Annotated in this window: 24 protein-coding genes and 1 pseudogene; 18 read left to right on the top strand and 7 right to left on the bottom strand. The window is 67.6% G+C overall.

The window, feature by feature from the left end:
• Window positions 1-62 precede the first annotated feature (62 nt).
• The 10 genes and pseudogenes from QE385_RS07470 to uvrC all read left to right on the top strand — a co-directional run bounded on the left by QE385_RS07470 (window position 63) and on the right by uvrC (window position 9,699).
• Window positions 63-3,239, top strand: a complete 3,177-nt coding sequence (locus tag QE385_RS07470; protein WP_307100538.1) for a YdbH domain-containing protein — start codon at window positions 63-65, stop codon at window positions 3,237-3,239.
• Between the two features lie 29 nt (window positions 3,240-3,268).
• Window positions 3,269-3,457 carry a YnbE family lipoprotein gene (locus QE385_RS07465; RefSeq protein ID WP_307100536.1) on the top strand — a complete coding sequence of 63 codons (189 nt, stop codon included), beginning with the start codon at window positions 3,269-3,271 and terminating at the stop codon, window positions 3,455-3,457.
• A gap of 2 nt (window positions 3,458-3,459) precedes the next feature.
• On the top strand, window positions 3,460-3,840 hold the full coding sequence (locus tag QE385_RS07460) for a YdbL family protein (RefSeq protein ID WP_307100534.1): 381 nt from the start codon (window positions 3,460-3,462) through the stop codon (window positions 3,838-3,840).
• Between the two features lie 387 nt (window positions 3,841-4,227).
• Entirely contained in the window at window positions 4,228-4,545 is a 318-nt protein-coding gene (locus QE385_RS07455) for an AtpZ/AtpI family protein (protein WP_307100533.1), read from the top strand.
• Window positions 4,546-4,578: 33 nt separating this feature from the next.
• Complete coding sequence (locus QE385_RS07450; protein WP_307100531.1) at window positions 4,579-5,370, top strand: F0F1 ATP synthase subunit A; 792 nt, start codon at window positions 4,579-4,581, stop codon at window positions 5,368-5,370.
• Window positions 5,371-5,451: 81 nt separating this feature from the next.
• The gene (locus tag QE385_RS07445) at window positions 5,452-5,679 is read left to right on the top strand and encodes a F0F1 ATP synthase subunit C (RefSeq protein WP_007406947.1); all 228 of its coding nucleotides are present in this window, start codon (window positions 5,452-5,454) and stop codon (window positions 5,677-5,679) included.
• Window positions 5,680-5,737: 58 nt separating this feature from the next.
• Window positions 5,738-6,232, top strand: coding sequence for an ATPase (locus QE385_RS07440; RefSeq protein WP_261269959.1), 495 nt, complete (start codon window positions 5,738-5,740; stop codon window positions 6,230-6,232).
• Window positions 6,225-6,887: a hypothetical protein gene (locus QE385_RS07435; protein WP_307100529.1), complete on the top strand. Its 663-nt coding sequence runs from the start codon at window positions 6,225-6,227 to the stop codon at window positions 6,885-6,887. Before QE385_RS07440 ends, QE385_RS07435 begins: the two co-directional genes overlap by 8 nt.
• A 346-nt stretch (window positions 6,888-7,233) precedes the next feature.
• A complete protein-coding gene (locus QE385_RS07430; RefSeq protein WP_307100527.1) occupies window positions 7,234-7,554 on the top strand; it encodes a multidrug efflux SMR transporter in 321 nt (106 codons plus the stop codon).
• Window positions 7,555-7,778: 224 nt separating this feature from the next.
• Window positions 7,779-9,699, top strand: a pseudogene (uvrC, locus tag QE385_RS07425) (excinuclease ABC subunit UvrC).
• Window positions 9,700-9,750: 51 nt separating this feature from the next.
• On the opposite strand, the gene QE385_RS07420 reads toward uvrC, so the two are convergent.
• On the bottom strand, window positions 9,751-9,996 hold the full coding sequence (locus QE385_RS07420) for a hypothetical protein (RefSeq protein WP_307100525.1): 246 nt from the start codon (window positions 9,994-9,996) through the stop codon (window positions 9,751-9,753).
• 602 nt (window positions 9,997-10,598) lie between these two features.
• Between QE385_RS07420 and recO the strand changes: the two genes are divergently transcribed.
• The 3 genes from recO to QE385_RS07405 all read left to right on the top strand — a co-directional run bounded on the left by recO (window position 10,599) and on the right by QE385_RS07405 (window position 13,550).
• Window positions 10,599-11,330: a DNA repair protein RecO gene (recO, locus tag QE385_RS07415; RefSeq protein WP_307100523.1), complete on the top strand. Its 732-nt coding sequence runs from the start codon at window positions 10,599-10,601 to the stop codon at window positions 11,328-11,330.
• 70 nt (window positions 11,331-11,400) lie between these two features.
• Window positions 11,401-12,444 (top strand): 3-isopropylmalate dehydrogenase, encoded by a 1,044-nt coding sequence (gene leuB, locus QE385_RS07410; RefSeq protein ID WP_184105976.1) that lies wholly within the window; start codon window positions 11,401-11,403, stop codon window positions 12,442-12,444.
• 5 nt (window positions 12,445-12,449) lie between these two features.
• On the top strand, window positions 12,450-13,550 hold the full coding sequence (locus QE385_RS07405) for a glycosyltransferase family 2 protein (RefSeq protein ID WP_307100520.1): 1,101 nt from the start codon (window positions 12,450-12,452) through the stop codon (window positions 13,548-13,550).
• A gap of 94 nt (window positions 13,551-13,644) precedes the next feature.
• On the opposite strand, the gene QE385_RS07400 is transcribed toward QE385_RS07405, so the two are convergent.
• The gene (locus QE385_RS07400) at window positions 13,645-14,889 is read right to left on the bottom strand and encodes a phospholipid carrier-dependent glycosyltransferase (RefSeq protein ID WP_307100517.1); all 1,245 of its coding nucleotides are present in this window, start codon (window positions 14,887-14,889) and stop codon (window positions 13,645-13,647) included.
• A gap of 197 nt (window positions 14,890-15,086) precedes the next feature.
• On the opposite strand from QE385_RS07400, the gene QE385_RS07395 reads away from it, so the two are divergent.
• Window positions 15,087-16,946, top strand: a complete 1,860-nt coding sequence (locus QE385_RS07395; RefSeq protein ID WP_307100515.1) for a beta-galactosidase family protein — start codon at window positions 15,087-15,089, stop codon at window positions 16,944-16,946.
• A gap of 69 nt (window positions 16,947-17,015) precedes the next feature.
• Here the strand turns inward: QE385_RS07395 and QE385_RS07390 are convergent, their stop codons facing one another.
• Window positions 17,016-17,327, bottom strand: a complete 312-nt coding sequence (locus QE385_RS07390) for a hypothetical protein (protein WP_307100514.1) — start codon at window positions 17,325-17,327, stop codon at window positions 17,016-17,018.
• A gap of 129 nt (window positions 17,328-17,456) precedes the next feature.
• Here QE385_RS07390 and QE385_RS07385 point away from each other — a divergent pair, with 129 nt between their 5' ends.
• Genes QE385_RS07385 through QE385_RS07375 form a run of 3 tightly spaced genes read left to right on the top strand, consistent with a single transcriptional unit; the run spans window position 17,457 to window position 19,848 of the window.
• Window positions 17,457-18,665: a PLP-dependent aspartate aminotransferase family protein gene (locus QE385_RS07385; protein ID WP_307100512.1), complete on the top strand. Its 1,209-nt coding sequence runs from the start codon at window positions 17,457-17,459 to the stop codon at window positions 18,663-18,665.
• Window positions 18,662-19,060 carry a Co2+/Mg2+ efflux protein ApaG gene (gene apaG / locus QE385_RS07380; protein WP_307100510.1) on the top strand — a complete coding sequence of 133 codons (399 nt, stop codon included), beginning with the start codon at window positions 18,662-18,664 and terminating at the stop codon, window positions 19,058-19,060. The genes QE385_RS07385 and apaG overlap by 4 nt, the downstream gene beginning before the upstream one ends.
• On the top strand, window positions 19,057-19,848 hold the full coding sequence (locus QE385_RS07375; RefSeq protein ID WP_307100508.1) for a LysR family transcriptional regulator: 792 nt from the start codon (window positions 19,057-19,059) through the stop codon (window positions 19,846-19,848). Before apaG ends, QE385_RS07375 begins: the two co-directional genes overlap by 4 nt.
• A 216-nt stretch (window positions 19,849-20,064) precedes the next feature.
• Here QE385_RS07375 and QE385_RS07370 read toward each other — a convergent pair whose 3' ends face one another.
• From QE385_RS07370 to parE, 4 genes are all read right to left on the bottom strand, one after another.
• Window positions 20,065-20,979 (bottom strand): Hsp33 family molecular chaperone HslO, encoded by a 915-nt coding sequence (locus tag QE385_RS07370; protein WP_307100506.1) that lies wholly within the window; start codon window positions 20,977-20,979, stop codon window positions 20,065-20,067.
• Window positions 20,980-21,112: 133 nt separating this feature from the next.
• Entirely contained in the window at window positions 21,113-22,033 is a 921-nt protein-coding gene (argF, locus tag QE385_RS07365) for an ornithine carbamoyltransferase (protein WP_307100503.1), read from the bottom strand.
• Window positions 22,034-22,086: 53 nt separating this feature from the next.
• Window positions 22,087-23,277 (bottom strand): aspartate aminotransferase family protein, encoded by a 1,191-nt coding sequence (locus QE385_RS07360; protein WP_307100501.1) that lies wholly within the window; start codon window positions 23,275-23,277, stop codon window positions 22,087-22,089.
• 99 nt (window positions 23,278-23,376) lie between these two features.
• Window positions 23,377-25,356, bottom strand: a complete 1,980-nt coding sequence (parE, locus tag QE385_RS07355; protein WP_307100499.1) for a DNA topoisomerase IV subunit B — start codon at window positions 25,354-25,356, stop codon at window positions 23,377-23,379.
• Between the two features lie 151 nt (window positions 25,357-25,507).
• On the opposite strand from parE, the gene QE385_RS07350 reads away from it, so the two are divergent.
• Window positions 25,508-26,368: an outer membrane protein gene (locus tag QE385_RS07350; RefSeq protein ID WP_307100496.1), complete on the top strand. Its 861-nt coding sequence runs from the start codon at window positions 25,508-25,510 to the stop codon at window positions 26,366-26,368.
• The last annotated feature ends 172 nt before the right edge of the window (window positions 26,369-26,540 follow it).

Below are 26,540 nucleotides of genomic sequence, written 5' to 3'. Positions count from 1 at the left end.
GATTGCGTGCGGCGCGACCATAGGGTTATGACACAGGTCAAGACGGAAGGAGTGGCATCGGGGTGGAGGGCGCGAACGAGGAAGTCGGCACCCCCGAAAGCCCGATCCGGCGTTTCCGTCGCCTCCAGCGTATCCTGATCGCCATCGCGTTGCTGATCCTGGTCGCGCTGATCGCTCTGTGGCTGGAGCGCAAGCCGCTCGCCGGGGGTTTCATCGATCGCGAACTGGCGCGGCGCGGCGTCCCTGCGCGTTACAAAATTTCCGACTTGGGGACGGGACGGCAAAGGCTGACCGATGTGGTGATCGGCGATCCGCGCGATCCCGACCTGGTCGCCGACTGGCTGGAGACGCGAACCCGGCTGACCCTGTCCGGCGCCGAGGTGACGGGCGTGCGCGCTGGCCGGGTGCGGTTGCACGGGCGACTGGTCGGCGGACGGATCACGCTGGGCGCGCTCGACAAGCTGATGGGGCCGTCCTCGGGCAAGCCCTTCGCGCTGCCCGCGCTGGATGTCGTGGTCGATGATGGCGGCATCCGGCTCGACACGCCGCATGGGCCGGTGGGGATCAGCCTGTCGGGGCGCGGAGTGCTGAACGACGGTTTCACCGGGCATCTGGCGGCGGTGGCGCCCCGGCTGGTGATGGGCGATTGCGTTGCCACGGGGCTTGCCGCGCCGATGCGCGTGCGGGTGGTGCGCGAGCAGCCGACGCTGACGGGGCCGCTGCGGCTCGGCAATCTGCGCTGCGGCGAGGTGGCGGTGGCCGATCTGGCGGCGCGGGTCGATGTGACCTTCGGCGCGGCGCTCGATCGGTGGCAGGGGCGTGCCACGGTGGGCAGCGGCGCGATCCGCCATCCCGTCATGGCCGCCGCCGCGATCGAAGGACAGCTCGATTTCACCGGCACCCCCAAGGGCACGCATGGCCGGATGCAGCTGGCCGCGCGCAACGTCACCGCGCGACCGGGCCGCGCCGGGCGGGCAACGATCGCTGGACAATATCTGGTCGGCCCCGCCACCCGCTTCGACGGCCGGATGACGCTGGGCGACGCACAGCTGTCGCCCGCCATGTTGGCGCGGGTCGGGCAATGGGGCGCGGCCGCCGCCGGAACCCCGGTGGGCCCGGTGGTGAGTGCCATGGCCGAGGCCGTGCGGCGCGGCGGGCGGCGCTTCGCCGCCGACGTCGCGCTGGCGATCGACAGCGACAAGGGGCCGCGCGGCCCCGGCTTTGCGGTGCGGGTGCCGCGCCTGTCGCTCGCCTCGGCCAGTGGCGGACGGCTGGCCTTCGCCGATGGCGCGGGGCTGACCTATGACGCGCGGGGGCTGCGGCTCGACACCCGGCTGGCGATGCGCGGGGGCGGCCTGCCCGGTCTGCGCGCCATCTTACGACAGGATGCGCCGGGCGCGCCGATGCGCGGCACCGCCGAGCTGGCGCGTTACGACGCGGGCGGTGCCAGCCTGGCGCTCGACCGGCTGGTGTTCCAGGCGGCGATGAATGGCGAGACGCAGATCACGACACGCGCCATGCTGTCCGGGCCGATCAGCGGCGGCCGGATCGATGGGCTGATCCTGCCCATCACCGCCAACTGGGATGGCGGACGGCGCTTGCGGGTCAATCCGACCTGCCAGCCGCTGGCGATCGACCGGCTGGCGCTGTCGGGGCTCCGGCTGGAGCGGGTCGCGACGACGCTTTGCCCGCTCGACGGCGCGCTGGTCCGTCTCGACGGTGGGCGGATCGGCGGCGGGGCGCAACTGGGGCCGACACGGCTCGCCGGGCGGATCGGGAGCAGTCCGCTGGCGCTGTCGGCGGCGACGACCCGGTTCGCGCTGGCGGATCGCAGCTTCACGCTGACCGGCGTCGAGAGCCGCATCGGCCGCCCCGAATCGCCGACCCGGATCGACGCGGCGAGCCTGTCGGGCCGGATCACGCCAGAGGGGATTGCGGGCCAGTTCACCGGCGGCAGCGGACAGGTCGGGCAGGTGCCGCTGCTGCTGGGGCAGGCCGATGGCACATGGCGGCTGGCCAAGGGCGTGCTGACCCTGAACGGCGGGTTGCAGGTGAGCGATGCCCGTGCCGATTCGCCGCGCTTCCTGCCGATGGCGGCGCGGGACGTGACGCTGACGCTGGCGGGCAGCCGAATCGACGCGAAGGGCGTGTTGTTCGAGCCCACCAAGAATGTGAAGGTTGCCGATGTCGCCATCACCCATGCGCTCGATCGGGGCGCGGGCTCGGCCGAGCTGGCGGTGCCGGGGCTGACCTTCACCAAGGACTTCCAGCCCGAATTGCTGACCCCCGTCACCAAGGGCGTGATCGAGGATGTGCGGGGCGAGATGTCCGGCCAGGGGCGGATCGCCTGGGATGCCGATGGCGTCCGCTCGACCGGCGATTTCGGCACCGAGGGCATCGACCTCGCCGCCGCGCTCGGCCCCGTCACCGGGATTGCGGGCAAGATCCACTTCACCGACCTGCTGGCGCTGGAAAGCGCGCCGGGCCAGGTGGTGACGATCCGCACGATCAATCCCGGCATCCAGGTGACGAACGGCACCGTCCGCTACCAGACGCTGTCGGGCACGCGTATCCGGGTGGAGAGTGGCAACTGGCCCTTTGCGGGCGGCACGCTGACGCTCGACCCGACGCTGCTCGATTTCTCGCAGCCGGTGGAGCGGCGGATGACCTTCCACGTCAAGGGCGCGGCGGCCGACCAGTTCCTGCTCCAGTTCGATTTCCAGAATCTCAACGCCACCGGCATCTTCGACGGCGAATTGCCGATGGTCTTCGACGAGCGCGGCGGGCGGATCGAGGGCGGGCGGCTGGTTGTGCGGCCGGGCGGGGGCAGCATCGCCTATCTGGGGGCGGTCAGTCAGAAGAACCTGGGGCTTTGGGGCAATCTGGCCTTCGGTGCGCTCCGCTCGCTCAACTATCGTTCGCTTCGGATCGACATGAACGGGCCGCTGGCGGGCGAGATGGTCACCGATGTCCGCTTCGCCGGGATCAGCCAGGGCAAGGGCGCCAAGTCGAACTTCCTGATCCGGCGGCTGCAGAAGCTGCCTTTCGTGTTCAACGTGCGGATCAAGGCGCCCTTCCGCGGGCTGCTCGATTCGGCGCAGTCCTTCTACGACCCGCGCCGCCTGATCCAGCGGAACCTGCCCGCGCTGCTGGAGGAACAGAATAAGCGCGCCGCGCCACCCGCCGTCCCGGCCGCCGGAACCCCCATTCAGCGCAGCGCAAGCGAGACCGTGCCATGACCGTAACAGGATTGAAAATGCAGGACAGAATGCCGATCTTGGGGATGACGCGATGGATGCCGGTCGCGCTGGTCCTGGCGAGCGGGGGATGTGTGAACATTTCCGCGCCGGACAAGCCGATCGAGATCAATCTCAACATCAATGTGACGCAGGAAGTGGTATATCGCCTGGACGGCGAGGCCAAATCGCTGATCCAGCAGAATCCGGGGATATTCTGATCATGAAGACCAAGGCGGTGGTGATGGTGGCGGCAGCGGTCGCGCTGATCGGCATTTCGGGCGTGGCGATCGCACAACGCGATCCCGCCTATGCCGCCGCGCGCGCCGAGGGATTGGTCGGCGAGCAGCCCGACGGCTATCTGGGCATCGTCGGCGCCGCGACCCCGGCGCTGCGCACGCTGGTCAACAGCATCAACATCCAGCGCAAGGCGGCCTATACCCAAAAGGCGCAGGCCAGCGGCGCGACCGTCGAGCAGATGGCCTTTACCAGCGGCTGCAACCTGATCGCGCAGACCGCGAGCGGCGAGAAGTACAAGACGCCCGAAGGCGTGTGGAAGACGCGCACCGCGGCGGCGCCCGAGCGGGCGCCGGCCTGCGTGTAAGCTCCCTTCTTACTCCCCTCCCGCAGGCGGGAGGGGCTGGGGGAGGGGAGTCCGGTTACGGTCAGGCTGTCGGCTTGAGGGGAGGGGGGATGAAGTCCCGTATCTTCAAAGGCATTGCCTGACGATAGCACCTGCCCTCCCCCGACCCCTCCCGCCTGCGGGAGGGGAGAAGAAGGGGGGCTCCCTATGGGGAGAAGAGGAACCGGTCCGCGAATCGGACGGTCCTGTCGCTCCTCGGCAACAATCCTTAACGCATCTGTCACAACGCCCACCCCAGGCGGTTGACTTGGGGGGAGGGCCTTTCTAAACGGGCCTCGCCTTGGCGGGGTCGCTCGCCGTTCGCGCGCATTCTCCCCTTCGGTGACGAAAACAGGTGAGGGTGGCTGCGTGGCGGAGAAAGAGCCCGGACAGGACTTTGGCGATGCGGACGATCCGCGTCTGGCCGCGCTGGACAAGCGACTGGCTCAGGCACGCGCGGAGGGCGCATCGCGGCAGGGGGTGAAGGTGGATGCCGACAGGGGATATTCCCAGGGCAGCCGCGTCATCTCCGCGCTGATCGGAAGTCTTGTCGGCAGTGCGTTGATCGGCTGGCTCTTCGACCGCTGGTTCGGCACCGCACCCTGGGCCCTGATCGTGATGCTGTTCCTGGGGATCGGCGTGGCGTTCAGGCAGATCATTCGGATTTCTGGTGAGCGCCCGGAGTAACCGGGCGTTCGTCATATGTGGGAACGAAGCAGCGTGGCGGCAGAATCGGGCGGCAAGATTGATCCGATGCACCAGTTCCTGATCGAGCCGGTGCTCGGTCGGCATTGGGTGGTCGGCGGCTACGACCTTTCCTTCACCAATTCCGCTCTGTGGATGGTGGCGACGCTGGTCGCGCTGTGGATCTTCATGATCGGCGGGATGAAGCGCGATCTGGTTCCCGGTCGCTGGCAGGCGGCGGTCGAGGGCTTCACCGGCTTCGTCAATTCGATGCTGACGTCGAATATCGGGCCGGAGGGCAAGCGCTTCCTGCCTTATGTCTTCTCGCTCTTCATGTTCATCCTGTTCGCCAACGTGCTGGGCCTGCTGCCCTTCGGCGTGGTGCCGGGTGTCCATCCCTTCACCGTGACCAGCCATGTGACCGTGACCGGCGTGCTCGCGCTGATCTCGTTCGCGATCGTGCTGATCGTCGGCTTCGGTCGCCACGGTTTCCACTTCTTCGCGCTGTTCGTGCCGCACGGCACGCCGACGCTCATGATCCCGCTGATCTTTGTGGTCGAGCTGATGAGCTTCCTGGTGCGTCCCTTCTCGCTGGGTCTGCGACTGTTCGTCGCGATGACCGCGGGGCACATCCTGCTGAAGGTTCTCGCCGCCTTCGTCATCAACGGCATCAACATGGGCCCCGGCTATGCCGCGCTCATCACGCTGCCGAGCTTCCTGCTGATGATCGGCATCACGCTTCTCGAACTGCTGGTCGCCGCGATCCAGGCCTATGTCTTCGCGCTGCTGACCTCGGTCTATCTGAACGACGCGGTCAACCTGCACTGATCCGGGGAGCCGGACCGGGCGGGCGGCCTCGCCGCACGACTTGAATACCCAAACGACCCTTTTTGAACTGGAGTGATTGAAATGGACGCAGAAGCCGCGAAGCTGATCGGTGCCGGTCTGGCCGCTATCGGCATGGGCATCGCCTCGCTCGGCGTGGGCAACGTGTTCGCCAAGTTCCTCGAAGGCGCGCTGCGCAATCCGGGTGCGGCGGACAGCCAGCAGGGCCGCCTCTTCATCGGTTTCGCCGGTGCCGAGCTTCTGGGCCTGCTCGCCTTCGTGACGATGATCATCCTGGTGTTCGTCGCCTAATCATTCGGATCGGCCGGGCGGCCCCGTGTCGCCCGGTTGATATGGCAACGAGGACTCCATGCCCCAGATAGCACAGATCAGTGCGACCTATGCGTCGCAGATCTTCTGGCTCCTGATCACCTTCGGCCTGCTCTATTTCGTGGTCGGTCGTGGGATGGTGCCCAAGATTCAGGCGACCGTCGACGCTCGCGAAGCCCGTATCGCCGGCGATCTGGCGGCGGCGGAGGCCGCGCGTGCCGAGGCCGACCGGGTCGAGGCGGCATGGCGGGCCGAGATGGACGCCGCGCGCACCGCCGCGATGGCGGAAACCAACGCCGCCAAGGCGCGGGCCACCCATGCCTTCGAGGCGCAGGTCAAGGCGGCCGATGCCGACCTGGCCGAGCGGCTGGGTCATCACGATCTGGCGATCGCCAATGCCAAGGCCGAGGCGATGGCCAATCTTCAGTCCGTGGCGGCCGAGGCCGCGCGCGATCTCGTCGCCAAGCTGTCCGGCGTCCATGTGGGCGAGGACGCGGCGGCCGACGCGGTGCGAAAGGTGAGCGCGCATGGCTAATCATTCCGCGAACGGCGCGCTGACCAACGCCGACGCGCTGGTCGCGCAGAACCTGGCCGATGCGGCCTCGGCCGAGGGCATGGCCCCCCAGCCGATCCGCGAAGGCGATGGCTTTACCGCCAACACGGTCGCGCCCGCCGAGGGCGAGCATCACGCCGCCAGCCCGACCGCGCTGGGTTTCGATTCGACCGGCTGGGTGGCGCTCGCCGCTCTGGTCGTGCTGATCGGGATGCTGGTCAAGAAGGTGCCCGCGATGATCGGGCGCTCGCTCGACCAGAAGATCGCCGGTATCCGCGCCCAGCTCGACGAAGCGACCAAGCTGCGTCAGGAAGCCGAAGCGTTGAAGGCCGAATATGAGGCCAAGGCCAAGGCGGCGCATGCCGATGCCGAGGCGATGCGCGTCCAGGCGCAGCACGAGGCGGGGCAGCTGCTCAGCAAGGCCAAGGCCGATGCCGAGGCGCTGATGGAGCGTCGCGCCAAGATGGCCGAGGACAAGATCGCGGCCGCCGAGCGCACCGCGCTGGCCGAGGTCCGCGCCCGCGCCGCCGAGGCCGCGGCCAAGGCCGCCGGTCTGCTGATCGCCGAGCATCACTCGGTCGAGGCCGACCGGGCGATGATCGACCGCTCAATTGCAGGGCTCGGCCGCCCGAACTGATCGGCGCCAGGGCCAGTGACAGGACCGCGCTTCGGGCGACCGAGGCGCGGTTCGGTCGTTTTTGGCGGCCGAACGACCGCCCACACCGTTCAGGCTGAGCGAAGTCGAAGCCCAAGGGAATCCCTCGCCCTGCGTGTGAAGAGGGCAGGGCGTGGGCTTCGACTTCGCTCAGCCCGAACGGGGGATGGGAAAGCCAATTTCTTCTCAAGCTCGACTTGGGGAGGGGGCCCGCCGGGCCAGGCCCCACATGACATAACCCCGCAAGCACGGGGCCGCATCGCCGTCTCTTCCGGGTTTCCGGCGCCGATGCCCATAGTGCCGAGCCCGTAACCAAGGAGACGCTCCGATGGCATGGGTCATTCTGGGCATTGCCGTGATTACCGAGATTTGCTGGGCGCTCAGCCTGAAATGGGCGGCGACCGTTGCCACCTGGCAGGCGTCGAGCGTGCCGATCCTGCTCAGCTTCGTGAATATGGGCCTGCTGGCGCTGGCCATGCGCGGGCTTGCGGCCGGGACCGCCTATGCGGTGTGGACCGGGCTGGGCGCGGTGGGCGTCGTGATCGGTGGCGCGATCGTCTTCGGCGACAGGATCGCGCCGGTCCAGGCGGGCTTCATGGTGCTGACCGTGATCGGCGTGATGGGCACCAAGCTGTTCGCGCAGGGCTGAATTTGGGTTCGCGCGAAGCCGCGAAGACACGAAGAAGATGGTTCGCGCGGAGGCGCAGAGAGCGCGGAGAAAGAAGAAGGTCTTCCGACCGCCACGTTTGGAACGCCTCTGCGTCCTCCGCGCCTCCGCGCGAACAAAAAACCGTCGCGTCTTCGCGGCTTCGCGTGAACCAAAGGCACCTCACAGGGTAGCGATCCGCCCGCCGCGCTCCTAAATCGGCCGTAATGTCCGAGCCTCCCGTCGACCGCTTCAACGAAGAGAAATCCACCTTCACCCTGCGCGGGGCCGATGCGCCCGATCTGAAGGCGGGGGTGGCGGCGATCCGCAATGTGCTGGCGACGCTGCCGCTGCGGCCGGGCGTGTACCGGATGCAGGATGCGCGCGGCGATGTCCTCTATATCGGCAAGGCGCGCGCGCTGAAGAACCGCGTCGCCAACTACACCCAGGTCGATCGTCTGCCCAAGCGGCTCCAGCGGATGGTGGCGCAGACCCGGTCGATGACGATCGTCACGACCAACAACGAGGCCGAGGCGCTGCTGCTCGAGGCGCAGCTGATCAAGCGCTATCGCCCCGCCTTCAACGTCCTGCTGCGCGACGACAAGAGCTTTCCCTTCATCCTGCTGCGCAACGACCATGACTTCCCGCGCATCCAGAAGCATCGCGGCGCCAGGCGGGCGGTCGGCAATTATTACGGCCCCTTCGCCAGCGCGGGCAGCGTCAACAACACGCTGAACGCGCTGCAAAAGCTGTTCCTGCTGCGGTCGTGCACCGACAGCTTCTTCAAGGGGCGCGACCGGCCGTGCCTGCTCTACCAGATCAAGCGATGCTCGGCCCCGTGCGTGGGCCGGATCGACGAGGCGGCCTATGCCGAGCTGGTCGCGGATGCGAAGAACTTCCTCGGCGGCAAGTCGACCCAGGTCCAAGCCAAGCTGGGCGCGCAGATGCAGGACGCCGCCGAAGCGATGGATTTCGAGCTGGCGGCGATCCTGCGCGACCGGCTGAAGGCACTGACCTTCATCCAGGGGACGCAGGCGATCAACGCCGAGGGCGTGGGCGACGCCGACATCTTCGCGCTGGCATGTCGCGAGGGCGTGATGGGCATCCAGGCCTTCTTCATTCGCAGCGGCCAGAATTGGGGGCATCGCAGCTTCTTCCCCGCGCACACCACCGACGTGCCCGAGGAAGAGGTGCTGACCAGCTTCCTCAGCCAATTCTATGAGGAGGTGCCGCCCGCCAAGACGATCCTGCTCGACCCGCGATTTGCCCGAAGGCGAATTGCTGACCGAGGCGCTGGGCGAGCGGGCGGGATACAAGGTGCAACTCACCGTGCCGCAGCGCGGCGACCGCCGCCGCCTGCTCGACCAGGCGAAGCGCAATGCGGTCGAGGCGCTCGACCGGCGGCTGGCCGAGTCGACCACCCAGGCCAAGCTGCTGCGCGAGGTGGCGGACTTCTTCGACCTGTCCGAGCCGCCGCAGCGGATCGAGGTCTATGACAACAGCCATATCCAGGGCACCAATGCGCTGGGCGCGATGGTCGTGGCCGGGCCGGACGGGTTCCAAAAGGGCCAGTATCGCAAGTTCAACATCAAGGGGAACGAGGCGGCGACCAATGACGATTTCGGCATGATGCGCGAAGTCTTCCGCCGCCGCTTCGCGCGCCAGCTCGAGGAAAATCCCGACCGCGACGATGCGACCTGGCCCGACCTGGTCCTGATCGACGGCGGGCGCGGCCAGCTCAACGCGGCCAAGGCGGTGCTGGAGGACCTAGGCATCGAGGATGTCTGCCTGGTCGGCGTCGCCAAGGGCCCGCATCACGGCCGCGAGGGGCGCGAGGTCTTTCACATGATGGACGGCAGCGAACGGATGCTGCCGGTCAACGCGCCGCTGCTCTTCTACCTCCAGCGGTTACGCGACGAGGTCCACCGCTTCGTGATCGGCGCGCACCGCGACAAACGCGCCAAGGCGATGGGTGCCAGCCCGCTCGACGAAGTGCCCGGCATCGGCCCGGCGCGGAAGAAGGCGCTGTTGATGCACTTCGGCACGGGCCGCGCGGTGCGCAATGCCAGCCTGGAGGATCTGCGCAAGGCACCGGGGGTCAGCCAGGCGGTGGCGCAGCAGGTGTACGACTTTTACCATAGCCGGTAAGAGTCTCCATTGCTTCCGAGGCCGATCGTCGCGGGCGAATTCATGCGTTTGTCAGCGGACGGTAAGCCATAGCGCGATAGCCTGCGCATCGGCCGTGCAGCTTTGCTGTCCGGCGGGAAGAGCCGCTCTGGAAACGGCTTCATCGAAGCGGGAGACGAGTGTGCCGATCGCTTTTGCCATTGTGCTTGCCGCGCAGTCCGTCAGCTCTCCGCTCTCGCACAAGGCGACCGCCTGTTCCGCCTCGGAGATCGTCAGGGTGCCGCCCGGAGACATGCTCCAGCTATTGGACGATTTCATGGCGAGCCTGTCATCCGGCGACCGTCACCAACTCGACGGCGCGCTCCCCCGTGGCGCCGATGGCGGAATCGAACGATGTGATCGCGCCAAGGGGAGCCGCGCCGCGTGCGAGGTCCATGCCTATATGCCGGCACTTCGGCGCACCGGGCTGATGCCAAGGTTCCGGGCAAGTCTCTGCCCCGCAAGACCGGATGCGCGGGACCATTCTCCGGCGTCGAAGCGATAGGCCTCCCGCTTCCTGCTTGGGCGGCGGGTCGCCATTCAGCGATGCCTTTCCTTCCCTCGCCCCTCGCAGAGGGGAGAGGGGAGAGGGTTGCGCAGACTTGGTCTTTGCCAGAGCAAAGGCTTAGTCGAAGCTGGGTGAGGGGTGGGCGCTTGCTTTGCGAGCGCGCGAGCCTTTGGGCTCGCTCGACCCCTCACCCAAGCTGCGCTAGCCAGCACGCTGGCAAGCTGCGCTAACCCTCTCCCCTGTCCAGGGGAGAGGAAAGAAGAAGCAATACTGGATGTCGATCCGACCTGATTTTTTCGGCCGAGGGGGTAGCGCGGATCGGCCTGCTCGCTCTCCATAGCATCCCACCCCATTCCCCCCTACATCCCCCTCCATGCACCGCGTCGCCCCCGCCATCATCCTGTCGGTCCGGCCACATGGCGAGCATGGGGCGATCGTGCGGGCCTTGACCCGCGAGGACGGGGTACAGCCGGGCTATGTCCGGGGCGGGCGGTCGCGGGCGCTCAGGCCGGTGCTGCAACCGGGCAACGGGATCATCGGCGAGTGGCGGGCGCGGACGGTCGAGCAACTGGCCGCGCTGACCATCGAGCCGGGGCATAGCCGCGCGGGGCTCCACGGCGAGCCGCTGGCTGCCGCCGGGATCGAATGGCTCTGCGCGTTGACGGCTGCCGCGCTGCCCGAGGAGCAGCCTTATCCGGTCCTCTACGACGCGCTCGACGCGGTGTTGACCGCGATCGAGTCGGCCCCGTCGGCGCGCGGCTGGGCAGGGGCGCTGGTGCGGTATGAATTGCTGCTGCTGGGGCAATTGGGCTTCGGGCTCGATCTGGAGCGGTGCACCGTCACCGGCGGGACCGCCGATCTCGCCTATGTCAGCCCCAAGAGCGGCGCGGCGGTGTCGGCGGGGGCGGCGTTCGGGTACGAGGCGCGGCTGTTTCCCCTGCCGCCCTTTCTGCGCGAGGGCGGGGCGGGGGACTGGCCCGACATCTTCGCTGCCGGGCGGATCACCGCGCATTTCCTGGCGCGCGATATCCTGGCCGGTCTGCGCCATGATCCGATGCCGGCCCGCGCCCGGCTGTTCCATCGTTTCAAAAGGGCGGTTGCGTGATGCCCGCCCGCTAAGGCAAAGGGCGCTCCGAACTCAGCTAAGACAACTCAGGTAAGACAAGGGGCCAGCCATGGCATTGATCGCGATCCTCGCCGGTGACGGCATCGGCCCGGAAGTGACGGCGGAAGCGCGTCGTGTGCTGGAGGCGCTGGACCTGGGCCTGACCTTCGAGGAGGCCAAGGTCGGCGGAGCGGCCTATGAGGCGGCGGGCCATCCGCTGCCGCCCGAGACGCTGGAGGTGGCGGGCCGCGCCGATGCGCTGCTGTTCGGCGCGGTCGGCGATCCGCGCTTCGACAATCTGGAGCGTGCGCATCGGCCCGAACAGGCGATCCTGGGTCTGCGCAAGGCATTCGGCCTGTTCGCGAACCTGCGTCCCGCGCGCCTGTTCGAGGGGCTGGAGGATGCCAGCTCGCTGCGCCCTGACATCGCACGGCGCATCGACATGGTGATCGTGCGCGAGCTGACCGGCGACGTCTATTTCGGTGCGAAGGGCCGTGGCACCACCGAGGCGGGTCTGCGCGAAGGCCATGACCTGATGCGCTATGACGAAGAGGAAGTGGCGCGCATCGCCCGCGTCGGTTTCGAGACCGCGATGCGCCGCCGCCGCCGGTTGCTGTCGGTGGACAAGGCCAATGTGCTGGAAACCTCGCAGTTGTGGCGCGACGTGGTGATCGAGGTGGCGAAGGACTATCCGGACGTCGCGCTCGACCATATGTATGTCGACAATTGCGCGATGCAGTTGGTGCGCGATCCGGGCCAGTTCGACGTCATCCTGACCGGCAATCTGTTCGGCGACATCCTGTCGGATCAGGCGTCGATGTGCGCAGGCTCGATCGGGATGCTGCCCTCCGCCGCACTGGGGGCGACGGGCAAGGGGCTGTACGAGCCGATCCATGGCTCGGCCCCCGATATCGCGGGGCAGGGCAAGGCCAATCCGTGCGCGGCGATCCTGTCGTCGGCGATGATGCTGCGCCACTCGCTGGGGCTCACCGAGGCGGCCGACCGGATCGACGCAGCGGTGGCGGGCGCGATCCGCGAGGGCGCGCGGACCGGCGATCTGGGCGGCAGCCTGTCGACCCGCGCCATGGCCGACGCGATCCTCGAACGCCTTTGACGCCCATGAGCGCGCTCCTCGAACTCGCGGTCGTCATCCCGACCTTCAACGAGCGCGCCAATGTGCCCGTGCTCATCGCCAAGCTCGACCAGGCGCTGGCCGGGCGGCGGTGGGAGGCGATCTTCGTCGACGACAACAGCCCAGACGGTACGGCCGAGGCCGCGCGGGAACTGGGCCGCGTCGACGGCCGCGTTCGGGTGATCCAGCGGATCGGGCGGCGGGGGCTGTCGTCCGCCTGTATCGAGGGGATGTGCGCCACCGCCGCGCCTGTGGTCGCGGTGATCGACGGCGACTTGCAGCATGACGAGACGTTGCTCCCGAAGATGCTCGACCGGTTGCAGACGGAAGGCGATCTCGACATCGTCGTCGGCTCGCGCTTCGTCGACGGCGGCGGGACGGGGGACTGGGACCGCGACCGGGTGGCCAAGTCGGCCTTTGCGACGAAGCTGTCGCAGCGGGTGCTGAACGTGAACCTGTCCGACCCGATGAGCGGCTTCTTCATGGTCCGCACCCAGGTGGCGCGCGACACCGTGCCGCATCTGTCGGGGATCGGGTTCAAGATCCTGCTCGACATCATGAGCGCGTCGCCGCGCCCGTTACGTGCGGCCGAAATGCCCTATGTCTTCCGGCTGCGGACCGAGGGCGAGTCGAAGCTCGATCATGTCGTGGCGATGGAATATCTGATCGCACTGTACGACCGCCGCTTCGGCAAGGTGGTGCCGGTGCGCTTCGCCATGTTCTCGGCGATCGGGGTGCTGGGCGTGGGCGTGCACATGGCGGTGCTCAGCCTGTTCTTCGTCCTGCTGGGCGCGAGCTTCCTGGCCAGCCAGATCGTCGCGGTGGCGGCGGCCATGACGTTCAACTTCTTCCTGAACAACGCGCTGACCTATCGCGACCGGCGTCTGACCGGGTTCAAGCCGCTGCTCGACGGCTGGGTGTCCTTCTGTCTGGTCTGCGCCGTGGGGGCGATCGCCAATGTCGGCGTTGCGGCCTTCCTGCACGATGCGCGGGCGAACGAGTGGGCGGTATCGGCACTGATCGGGGTGCTGGTCGGCGCGGTGTGGAATTACGCGCTGTCGTCGCGGTTCGTCTGGGGGCGGTATTGATGGATTCCCTTGGGCTTCGACTTCGCTCAGCCTGAACGGATCCTGGTATGAAACGCCGTTCAGCCTGAGCGAAGTCGAAGGCCAAGCGACAAGCTCACCGCCAATCGACAAACCACGTCCACCGCACGAACGACTTCGGCCCCGCCAGCGCCCCCGCCGTCAGGATCGGATAGAAATAGACGAACAGACAGGCGGCCGCGACCAGATAGGCCTCGTCCCAGTCGCGCAGCGCCGCCCGCCACCGGTCGATCGCCACCGCCAGCGCGACCGACAGCCAGATGGCGGGCAGGAAATAATAATAATAGAAGCCCAGCGACTTGGGGATGATCGCCCAGACCGCGAAGCCGCCGATCCACAGCGCCGCCGCGAACCCCGGCCGCACCTCGCGCGTCCGGACCCAGCCCAGCGCGCAGGCCGCCACCGCGACCAGCCCGCCCCACATCACCGCCGGATTGCCGAGCAGGAAGATGCCCCGCTGCGCCCCGTCGGCGACCTCGTAGAAATACCAGATAGGCCGCCCGATCACCGGCCAGCTCCACCACGCCGACTGATAGGTGTGCGCCGCCAGCACCTGGGTCTGGCGCGCATACATGTCGAGCTGAAAGGGCACGAACCCCGCCACGGTCAGCGGATCGCGCGCATAGAAAAAGGCCGGTGCGAAGGTCGCGGCATAGGCCAGCCCCGCCCCGATGCCCAGCAGCCCCCAGGCCGACCACCAGCGTAAGCCCGGCCAGCGGCTGGGATCGCCGCGCTTCATCAGGACGAAACCGATCGCGGCATAGCCCAGATAGGGGACCGCCGCCCATTTGGTCCCGACCGCCAGCCCCAGCAGCACCGCGCCCAGGCCCCAGCGCCACCGGCTTTGCGCGGGCGTGCCGCGCATTGCCCATCCCATGGCCGCGACCGCGAGCACGGTGAACGCCGCCATGAAGCCGTCCAGCATCGCGATCCGCGCCTGCACCAGCACCATGAAGTTGGCGAGCGTCAGCCCCGCCCCGATCGCGGCGGCGCGCGTCCGCCGGGTCATCAGCCAGACGATGGCGAACACGCCGCCGACGATCGCGGTGCCCGCCAGCGTCGACATCGCCCGCCAGCCGAGCGGATTGTCGCCAAAGGCCATCATGCCCAGCCCGATCAGCGCCTTGCCGAGCAGCGGATGCTCGATGTTCACCGGCCCCTCCAGCGCCAGCAGCGCGCGGGCGGCGGGGACGTAATGAACCTCGTCGAAGACCAGCTTGTGCGGCGTGGTCAGCCGCCAGCAGAACAGCGCCTGCGCGGCGACCAGAAGGGCGAGGAGCGCCGGGACCGGGCGGCTGAAGGGGGCGAGCAGGCGGCGCATGGCCCCAGGTCATGACGCCGCCGGTGAGACGGGGCAATGGGGTTGGTGGCGCCCGACGCGAAAGGGGCGTCGGTTCCCCTTTTCAATGGTCAGACAATTTGACGAAAGGCTTTGCGCATGGCACCCATGGCGAAGGGGCAGGGGTGGGGCGCAATCGTCCGACACATCCCGTCCGGTCCAGATTGCGGGAGAGTGACGTGACGCGAGCGGTTCGATCGATCTTGTGCGGGATTCTGGCGGCCACCGCCCTGTCGCCGCTTCAGGCGCAAGGCCCCACCGCCAATGACGGCCCGCCCCGGACCTTCGCGGTGCAGGGAAAGGGCTTTCTGCGCAACGGCCAGCCGCATCAGGTGATTTCGGGCGAGATGCACTATGTCCGCATCCCGCGCGCCTATTGGCGCGACCGGCTGCGCAAGGCCAAGGCGATGGGGCTGAACACCATCACCACCTATGCCTTCTGGAACGCGCACGAACCGCGCCCCGGCACCTATGATTTCAGCGGCCAGAACGACATCGTCGCCTTCATCCGCGACGCGCAGGCCGAGGGGCTCGACGTCATCCTGCGCCCCGGTCCCTATGTCTGCGCCGAATGGGAACTGGGCGGCTATCCGTCCTGGCTGCTCAAGGACCGGAGCCTCGTGCTGCGCTCGACCGATCCCAAATATAGTGCCGCGGTCGATCGCTGGCTGATGCGGCTGGGGCAGGAGGTCAAGCCGCTGCTGCTGAAGAATGGCGGGCCGATTGTCGCGGTCCAGCTCGAGAATGAATATGGCGCCTTTGGCAGCGATCAGGATTATCTGCGCGGGCTGGAGGCCAGCTACAAGCGCGCCGGTCTGGCGGACGGGGTGTTGTTCACCAGCAACCAAGGCGGCGACCTGGCCAAGGGGTCGCTGCCCAACCTGCCCTCGGTCGTCAATTTCGGGTCGGGTGGTGCGCAGAACGCCATCGCCAAGCTGGAGGCCTATCGCCCCGACGGCCTGCGCATGGTCGGCGAATATTGGGCGGGCTGGTTCGACAAATGGGGCGAGGACCATCACGAGACCGACGGCCGGAAAGAGGCCGAGGAAATGGCCTATATGCTCAAGCGCGGCTATTCGATCTCGCTCTACATGGTCCATGGCGGCACCACCTTCGGCTGGATGAACGGGGCGGATTCGCACACCGGCAAGGATTATCACCCCGACACGACCAGCTATGACTATGACGCGCCGATCGATGAGGCGGGCAATCCGCGCTACAAATACGGGCTGATCGCCGCCGCCATCGCCGAGGTGACCGGCAAGCCCGCCGCCCCCACTCCCGCGCCCACCGTCGCGCAGCGCTTCCCCGTCTCGCCGGTCCGGCGCAGCGCCTCGCTCTGGGACAATCTGCCGCAGCCGATCCGCGCGGCGCAGCCTAAGACGTTCGAGGAACTCGACCAGAATTACGGTTACGTCCTCTACCGCGTCACCGTGCCAAAGGGCCCGGCGGGGACGCTGATGCTGAAGGGCATGCACAGCTATGCGCAGGTCTATCTCGGCCGCAAGCTGGTCGGCACGCTCGACCGGCGGCTGGATCAGGAAACGGTGGAGCTGCCCGCGCGGACCGCGCCCGCGACGCTGGACATATTGGTCGAGAATACCGGCCGCGTGAATTACAGCCATGCCATCCGGACCGAGCAGGCTGGCCTCACCGGCGCGGTGACGCTGGCGGGGCAGCCGCTGACCGACTGGCAGATGTTCCGCCTGCCGATGGACGACCTGTCGGCGTTGAAGCTATCGGCCAAACCCTGCACCGGACCCTGTTTCTACGAAGCGGAGATGACGGTGGCGCAACCCGCCGACACCTATCTCGACATGCGCGGCGCGCATAAGGGGCAGTTGTGGTTCAACGGCCATAATCTGGGCCGCTATTGGGGGATCGGCCCCGTCCACACGCTGTTCACACCCGCGCCGTGGATGAAGCAGGGGGCGAACCGCGTCCTGTTCTTCGATCTGATTGGGGATGCCAGTGACCGGCTGACCAGCGTGACCAAGCCGATCTACGGCAAGATCACCAACCATCGCGAGGCGCAATAAGGTCGACCGGCTCTGCCCCTCCACCGTCAGGCGCAGCCGGTGGTGGAGGGGCAAGGCGTGCCGATAGGGTTATCGGACCGCCGCGGCCTGGTTGGCGACGATCGCGTCGCGCTGTTCCTGGCTCATGGCGCTGGCATTGACGTCGGCGGCCTTGATCGCGTCGGCGCGGTCCTCGGCATAGTCGCGGGTCTTCTCGGCCTGCTTGTCGAGCGCCTTGGCCTCGTTGCGCAGCATGTCCGCCTGGCTTTCCATATTGTCGGCGCGGTTGTCGGCGGCGTCCTCGACGCGGCCCGCCAGCTTGTCGGTGCCCTTGTTGTTGCAGGCCGACAGCGAGACCAGGCTGGCCGCCAGCAAAAGACCGATACGCATCTTCATCGTCATTTCCCCTGTTCGTTTCGGCCGCAACAACCGGATCATCGCAATTCCGTTCCGCTTCGGTAACGGCTACACTTGGCCGCGCGTGTCCGAATATCCTTGAACCCCGCCCCCCGGACCGGCAAATGGGCTGGCATGAAGCGAAAGACTGGCCAGGACCGTTCGATCACCACCCAATGGCGCCCCGCCACGCAGGCCGTTCGCGGCGGCACCGCGCGGTCGGAATATGGCGAAACCTCCGAGGCGCTCTTCCTGACCTCGGGCTATTGCTATGACCGGGCGGGCGATGCGGCGGCGCGGTTCGCGGGCGAGCAGGAGGGGATGACCTATTCCCGCCTCCAGAACCCGACCGTCGAGATGCTGGAACAGCGCATCGCGCTGCTGGAGGGCGCGGAGGCATGCCGGACCATGGCGTCTGGCATGGCGGCGATGACCGCGGTGTTGCTCTGCCAGTTGCAGGCGGGCGACCATCTGGTCGGCGGCCGCGCGGCGTTCGGCTCGTGCCGCTGGCTGACCGACACGCTGCTGCCCAAGTTCGGCATCGCCACCACCGTCGTCGATGCGCGCGACCCGCAGGCGTTCCTGGATGCGGTGCGGCCCGAGACCAAGGTCTTCTTCTTCGAAACGCCCGCCAATCCGACCATGGACGTGGCCGACCTGGAGGCAATCTGCGCCATCGCGCGCGAGCGTGGGATCACCACGGTCGTCGACAATGCCTTCGCCACCCCGGCGCTCCAGCGGCCGATGGATTTCGGCGCGGATGTGACCGCCTATTCCGCCACCAAGATGATGGACGGGCAGGGGCGCGTGCTGGCGGGTGCGGTGTGCGGTTCGGAAGATTTCATCACCAACACGCTGCTGCCCTTTACCCGCAACACCGGCCCGACCCTGTCGGCGTTCAACGCCTGGGTGGTGCTCAAGGGGCTGGAGACGCTCGACCTGCGCATCCACCGCCAGTCGGAATCGGCGTTGAAGGTCGCGCAGTTCCTGGAGGGGCGGGTGCCGCGCGTCCTGTGCCCGGCGCTGCCCAGCCATCCGCAGCATGAACTCGCCATGCGCCAGATGAAGGCGGGCGGCAGCATCTTCGCGATCGAACTCGATGGCGGGCGGACCCAGGCGCACGGGCTGCTCGATGCGCTGGAGCTGATCGACATCTCCAACAATATCGGCGACTCGCGCTCGCTGATGACCCATCCCGCCTCGACCACCCATGCGGGCGTCGCCGAGGACAAGCGGGTAGAGATGGGGATTGGCGAGGGGATGCTGCGCCTGAATGTCGGGCTGGAGGATGCGGACGACCTGATCGACGATCTCGACCAGGCGCTGCGTGCCGTGGGTCTGTGAAGGCGCTCTTTTCCCATGCGCTGACAACCGGGCCGGTGACGGTTCGGGTGTCGGTCAGCTATCTGCCCGAACAGTCGGAGCCCGAGCGCGGGCGTTGGTTCTGGGCCTATCATGTCCGCATCGAGAATGAGGGCGATCAGCCGGTGCAGCTGCTCACCCGCCGCTGGATCATCACCGATGGGCGCGGCGCACGCCATTCGGTCGAGGGCGAGGGCGTGGTCGGCGAGCAGCCGGTGATCCAGCCGGGTGCGGCCTATGACTATGTCTCGGGCTGTCCGCTGGCGACGACCAGCGGGGCGATGCAGGGCAGCTATCGCATGGTCGGCGCGGACGGCGAGACCTTCGATGCGGCCATCCCCCATTTCGCGCTGATCGCGCCGGCGGTGGAATCGTGAAGCGGACGCATCTGCCGCTCAACGGTCTGCGCGTGCTGGACGCCGCTGCGCGCCATCTGAGCTTCACCCGCGCCGCCGACGAACTGGCCGTCACCCCGGCGGCGGTCGGGCAGCAGATCCGCGCGCTGGAGGATACGCTGGGCGTCGTCCTTTTCCGCCGCACCACGCGCGGGCTGGAACTGACCCCGGAGGCCGAGGCGGGGCTGGCCCCGTTGCGCGCCGGTTTCCTGCAATTCGAGGATGCGGTGCGCGCGATGCAGGCGGGCCAGTCGTCCAAGTCGCTGACCATCGCCGCGCCGCGCGACGTGACCGAGAAGTGGCTGATGCCGCGCCTGGCCGCGATCGCCGCCAGCGATCCCGACCTGCGCTTCTCGCTGATCGCGTCGGACGAGGGGCTGGACTTCACCGAGGCCAATCTGGACCTCGCCATCCGCTGGGGTGACGGGCCCGGCGGGCTGGAGGGCGAGGCGATCGAGTCGGACGGGATGATCGCGATCGGTGCTCCTGGCGGTCCCGAAGACGCGCCGCTGATCGCCTGGCCCGGCGCGCCCGAAGAAGGAACGCCGCTGGTCCGCGTGACCGATGCGGGGCTGGCGATCGACGCGGTGGCGGCGGGGCTGGGCCGGGCCATCGTGCCGCAACTGCTCGCCGAGCGCGATCTGGCCGAGGGGCGCGTGGTCGCCACCGGCGAGGCGGTGCCGTCGCGCATGGGATACTGGCTGGTCGCGCCGCTGCCGCAATGGCGCCAGCAGAAGGTCAAGGCGCTGGTAGAGGCGCTCGGCGGGTAAGCGTCATCACTCCACGTTCCCCGGCGAAGGCCGGGGCCCAGTTGCGGTGCGGCTGGGGGAGTGGGTTTGTGCCGCGTGGGAGGCAAAAGCGAGCGCGTGGCGATGCCTCCCACGCAGCGTATCGCGCCCTCTCACCGACATCGAAGCTGGGCCCCGGCCTTCGCCGGGGAACGAGGAGTGGCTCCATTCCTCCCCTTGCAGGGGAGGAAAAGACGGTCAGGCCGCCGCTTCCGCGTCGAACGGCACCGGAAACTTCTTCGCGCAGAAGGCGCAGTCGACCTGGATCAGTCCCTCGGCATCCGCCATCTCGCGCCGTTCCTCGACCGAGAATTTGGTGATGACGCTGGCGATATACTCCGCCGAGCAGCGGCAACCGCGCACGATGGCGGGGCTTTCCGACACGCGGACATTCTGTTCCTCGTTGAACAGCCGCCACACGAGCGTTTCCAGCGGCAGCGCGGCGTCGGCCAGTTCCTCGGCCTGCATGGTCTGGCCCAGCGCCTGGACATGCTCCCATTCGGGGTGGTCGAGCTTGACGTGCAGCCGCTCGCGGCCTTCCTCGCCCTCGGGCAGATGCTGGAGGAACAGGCCGCCCGCGACGGTGCGGCCGTCCGGTCCCTTGGCGATCCCGACGCGCAACAGGCTGGGGATCTGCTCGGACTGGATGAAATAGCTCTCCGCCGCCGCCGACAGCGTCTCGCCGTCGATCGGCACGATGCCCTGATAGCGTTCGCCCGTCACCGCCAGGTCGAAGGTGATCGCCAGATAGCCTTGCCCGAACAACGCGAACAGCGTCGGGTCGGCGGGCAGTTCGGCCAGCCGGTCCTCGTCATACTGGATATAGCCGCGCAGCTCGCCGCCGCGATAATCGCACACCAGCAGCCGGATCACGCCGCTGTCGCTGCGCGTCTGGATGGTCAGCTGCCCGCCCGTGTCCTTCAGCGTCGCGCCCATCAGCGCGGTCAGCGTCAGCGCCTCGGCCAGCAGCCGCTCGATCACCGGGGGATAGGCATGCGCCGCCAGGATCTCGTCCAGCACGGGGCCCAGCCGCACCAGCCGTCCGCGCGCATGCTGCTCGGGGATGGTGAACGCGATCGCGCGGTCGAGGTCGGGCAGGGTGAGGTCGGTCATGGTCGTGCCTTTACGCGCCGGGAAACGTCCGGGCGATATGGTGCCGGTGCGGCGGGGGAAAGAGAAAAGGCCGACGAACCCGCCGGCCTTTCCATAGATAGGATCGGTTCGCTGCCGATCAACCGAGCCGATCTCACACTTGGCCGAAGCACCAGCGCAGCACCGATTTCTGCGCGTGGAGGCGGTTTTCCGCTTCCGGCCAGATCAGCGACTGCGCCCCGTCGATGACGTCGGACGTGACTTCCTCATCGCGGTGCGCGGGCAGGCAGTGGAGGAACCTGGCATCCGGCTTGGCCAGCGCCATCAGATCGGCATTGACCTGATAGGGCATCATCGCCGCCAGCTTTTCCTCGGCATGGGCCTGGCCCATCGAGATCCAGGTGTCGGTGACGACGATGTCCGCCCCCTCGACCGCGGCGCGCGGGTCGGTGGTGCAGGTGGCACGACCTCGACCCAGCTCCAGCGTGCCCGGTTCCGGGTGATAGCCATCGGGGCAGGCGGCGACCACGTCGAAGCCGAGCAGCCCGCCCGCCTCGACGATCGAGTGCAGCACATTATTGCCGTCGCCCAGCCACGCGACCTTCAGGCCGGACAGGGTCTTGCCCGCCTCGATCACGGTCAGCAGGTCGGCCATGATCTGGCAGGGGTGCGACAGGTCGGTCAGGCCGTTGATGACCGGCACGCTGGCATAATGCGCCATCTCCTCGACCTTGGCATGGTCGTCGGTGCGGATCATGATCGCGTCGGTATAGCCCGACAGGATGCGCGCGGTGTCGGCGATCGTCTCGCCGCGACCCAGCTGCATGGTCCCGGCATCGAGCACGATCGAGGTGCCGCCCAACTGGCGGATCGCCATGTCGAAGCTGACGCGGGTGCGGGTCGAGTTCTTCTCGAACACCATGGCGAGCGTGTGGCCGGCCAGCGGGGCGTCGGCATCGACGCGGCCCTTGGTGAAACCGGCGCGCGCGGCCTTGCGGGCCTGGGCATCGGTCAGAATGGCGGTCACACCCTCGGGACCGGCGTCGGCGAGGTTCAGGAAGTGGCGGATCGTCATGGAATATTACTCCGTCGCCCCGGCGGACGGTGCCGCCGGGGTGGCAGGGATCATCAATCGTCGGCGGCGGGGACATAGACGCGCGCGGCGTCGGACAGTTTCGTCGCGAACTCGGTGATGTGGCTCTCGTCGATGGTCAGCGGCGGCAGGATGCGGATCACATTCTCGCCCGCCGCGACCAGCAGCAGCCCGTGATGGTCGCGGCAATGCGCGACGAAGCGACGGCTGTCGCTCTTCATCTTCAGCCCCTGCATCAGGCCATGGCCGCGCACTTCCTCGAACAGATGATCGAAGTTCGGAATCATCTGCTCCAGCGTGGAGCGCAGCCGCTGGCCCATCGCCTCGACATGTTCGAGGAAGCCCGGCTCCTGGATCACGTCCAGCACCGCCTCGCCCGCCGCCATGGACAGCGGGTTGCCGCCATAGGTCGACCCGTGCGTGCCGATCACCATGCCCTTGGCCGCTTCCTCGGTCGCCAGGCACGCGCCCAGCGGGAAGCCGCCGCCGATGCCCTTGGCCACCGCCATGATGTCGGGCGTCACGCCGTACAGCTCATGCGCAAAGAACTTGCCGGTGCGACCATAACCGCACTGCACCTCATCCAGCACCAGCAGCAGGCCATGCTCGTCGCACGCCTTGCGCAGGCCCTGGAGGAATTCCATGCTGGCCGGGCGCAGGCCGCCTTCGCCCTGGATCGGTTCGACCAGGAAACCGGCGGTGTTCTCGTCGATCAGCGCCAGCGCCGCCTCCAGGTCATCGAACGGCGCATAGGCGAAGCCGGGCAGCAGCGGCTCGAACCCGTCGCGCATCTTGGGCTGGTTGGTTGCTGAGATCGCGCCCAGCGTCCGCCCATGAAAGGCGTTGTTGAACGTGATCAGCGTATGACGCTGCGGATTACCATTGGCGAAGTGATAGCGGCGCGCGGTCTTGATCGCGCACTCGACCGCCTCGGCGCCCGAATTGGTGAAGAACACCGTATCGGCAAAGGTCGAATCGACCAGCCGCTGCGCGAAATGCTCGCCCTGCGGGCTGCCGTACAGGTTGGACACGTGCATCAGCGTCGCGGCCTGTTTGGCGATCGCCTCGACCAGTTTCGGATGGCCATGGCCCAGCGCGTTCACCGCGATCCCGGCGGCAAAGTCCAGATACTGCTCGCCATTCTCGCCATACAGATAGACGCCCTCGCCTCGGACCGGACGCACCCCGCACCGTGGGTAAACGGGCATCAGGGCGGTGATGGTCACGGGACGTCTCCTTCAAACAGCAAAGGGCGGCTCAATGGGCCGCCCTTCGTCACGATAGCCGATCACCAAAAGCGAGACAACACCGCTCCCGTCATCGCGTCAGGCGTCGATCACCTCTTCGTCCAGCCGCGCCGCATTCTCCTGGATGAAGGCGAAGCGGTGCGCCGGGTTGTTGCCCATCAGCCGGTTGACCAGGTCCTTCACGCCCGCCCGCTCCTCATATTCCTGGGGCAGGGTGATGCGGATCAGGCTGCGGGTCGCGGGGTCCATCGTGGTCTCGCGCAGCTGGCCGGGGTTCATCTCGCCCAGGCCCTTGAAGCGGGCGACCTCGACCTTCTTGCCCCGAAAGGCGGTGCGCTCCAGCTCGGCGCGGTGGGCGTCGTCGCGCGCATAGAGCGACTTGGCCCCGACCGTCAGGCGATAGAGCGGCGGCTGCGCGAGATAGAGATGCCCGCGCCGCACCAGATCGGGCATTTCCTGGAAGAAGAAGGTCATCAGCAGCGTGGCGATATGCGCGCCGTCCACGTCCGCGTCGGTCATGATGACGATCTTTTCGTAGCGCAGCTGGGTCGGGTCGCAATCCTTGCGCGTGCCGCAGCCCATGGCCAGCGTCAGGTCGGCAATTTCCTGATTCTGCAGGATCTTGGTCGAGGTGGCGCTGGCGACGTTCAGGATCTTGCCGCGGATCGGCAGGATCGCCTGGGTCTTGCGGTCGCGCGCCTGCTTGGCCGAGCCGCCCGCCGAGTCGCCCTCGACGATGAACAGCTCGGTCCCCTCGGGGCTGTCGGCGGCGCAGTCGGTCAGCTTGCCGGGCAGGCGCAGCTTGCGCGCCGAGGTCGCGGTCTTGCGCTTGACCTCACGCTCGGCCTTGCGGCGCAGCCGCTCGTCCATCCGGTCGAGCACATAGCCGAGCAGCGCCTTGCCGCGCTCCATATTGGCGGAGAGATAATGGTCGAAATGGTCGCGCACTGCCTTTTCGACCAGCCCGGCGGCTTCGGGGCTGGTCAGGCGATCCTTGGTCTGGCTCTGGAATTGCGGTTCGCGGATGAAGACCGACAACATCAGTTCGGAGCCGACCATGACGTCGTCGGCGGTGATGTCCTTGGCCTTTTTCTGGTTCACCAGCTCGCCGAACGCGCGCAGGCCCCGGACCAGCGCCTGGCGCAGCCCCTGTTCATGGGTGCCGCCATCGGGGGTCGGGATGGTGTTGCAATACCAGCTATAGCTGCCGTCGCTCCACAGTGGCCAGGCGACCGCCCATTCGACGCGGCCCTGTTCGCCCGGAAACTCCTGGTTCCCGGAGAAGAAATCGGCGGTGGCGCATTCGCGCCCGCCCAGCTGTTCCTTCAGGTGATCGGCCAGGCCGCCGGGGAACTGGAACACCGCCTCGGCGGGCGTGTCGTCGGTGATCAGCGCGGGCGAACAGTGCCAGCGTATCTCGACACCCGCGAACAGATAGGCCTTGGAGCGGACCAGCTTGTGCAGCCGGGCGGGCTTGAAGGCGAGTTCGGGGCCGAAAATCTCGGTATCGGGGGTAAAGGCGACGCTGGTCCCGCGCCGGTTGGGGGCGGCACCCACCGTCTCCAGCGGCCCCAGCGTCGCGCCGCGCGCGAAACGCTGGCGATAGAGGATACGCTCGCGCGCGACCTCGACCACCGTGTCCGAGGACAGCGCATTGACCACCGACACGCCCACGCCGTGCAGGCCGCCCGAGGTCGCATAGGCCTTGCCGGTGAACTTGCCGCCCGAATGCAGCGTCGACAGGATCACCTCCAGCGCCGACTTGTCGGGGAATTTGGGGTGCGGGTCGACCGGGATGCCGCGACCATTGTCGACGATGGTCAGGCGGTTGCCCGGCTCCAGCTTGACCTCGATCCGGGTGGCATGGCCCGCCACCGCCTCGTCCATCGCATTGTCGAGGACCTCGGCGGCCAGATGGTGCAGCGCGCGTTCGTCGGTGCCGCCGATATACATGCCGGGGCGGCGGCGCACCGGCTCCAGCCCTTCCAGCACCTCGATCGAGGAGGCGTCATAGGCGGGCTGGGTGCGGGGCGTGCCCGCGAACAGGTCATTGGACATAACGGGAACTATAGGGGCTGTAGGGCCGGTGCGCCAGCGCCGCCTGCACCCCCGCAAATGCGACAAAACTTTGCTTACGTTAAGTCGCGGGATATTTCGGTCGCATCCGTCCGTTCCCCCGGAACCTTAGCCAAGGGACACGGGAGAATTTATGGTGAAGTTTTGGATGGCGGGCGTCGCGGCCTCGGCCTTGTTCGCCGCGCCTGCGATGGCGCAGGACAGCTATGCGACGGGGGACGATGCCGCTCCGTTTTCGGGCGTCTATGTCGGCGGCAGCTTCGGTTACGACGTGCAGCCCAATGATGTCGGCTCGCGCCTGTTGTTCGATCGCAACGGCGACGGCCGGTTCGGCGATGTCGTGACGACCTCGACCGGCGCCAACGCCTTCTCGCCGGGCTTCTGCAACGGCGCGGCACGCAGCGCGCTGTCGCCCCAGAATGCGGCGACCGGATGCAACAACGACAAGGACGGCATCGCCTATTATGGCCGGGTCGGCATCGACCATCAGGTCGGCAACATCGTCTATGGCGCGGTCGGCGAGTTCGGCAAGTCGGAGATCACCGACAGCGTCTCGGGCTTCTCGACCACGCCCGCCTGGTACACCTTCACCCGCAGCATCGACTGGGAAGCCTCGGTTCGCGGGCGCGCGGGCTATGCGGCGAACAACACGCTGTTCTACGGCACCTTCGGCGGCGGCTATGCGCGGATCAACCGGACCTTCACCACGTCCAACACCGCCAACGCCTTTGCGATCAGCGGCGACCGCAACCGGTTCGGCTTTCTCGGGGGTGGCGGCATCGAGCAGAAGATCGGTCGCAACTTCTCGATCGGCATGGAATATATGTACCACCAGTATAACGACGACGAGACCCGCGTCCGCGTGACCCAGGGGTCGGCGCCCGCGACCAATCCGTTCGTGCTGGCGCCCAATACGGCGGGCACCGACATTCGCCGGTCGGACGACAAGTTCCGCTGGCATTCGCTGCGCGCGACGGCGGCGTTCCGGTTCTGATGCGAGGGGCGTCCCGTCGCTCGGGGAGAGCGGCGGGGCGTGCACTTCGACTTCGCTCAGTGCGAACGGAGGTTGGTACCTGACGTCCGTTCAGCCTGAGCGAAGTCGAAGGCCACGGAATTACGCCAGCAACGAAAAAGCCCGCCGGTCGCGAAACCGGCGGGCTTTTTCC

The sequence above is a fragment of the Sphingomonas sp. SORGH_AS_0950 genome (assembly GCF_030818415.1).
Classification (GTDB): Bacteria; Pseudomonadota; Alphaproteobacteria; order Sphingomonadales; family Sphingomonadaceae; genus Sphingomonas.
Note: the sequence above shows the minus strand (reverse complement) of the source record. Positions and strands in the feature narration are given on the sequence as shown.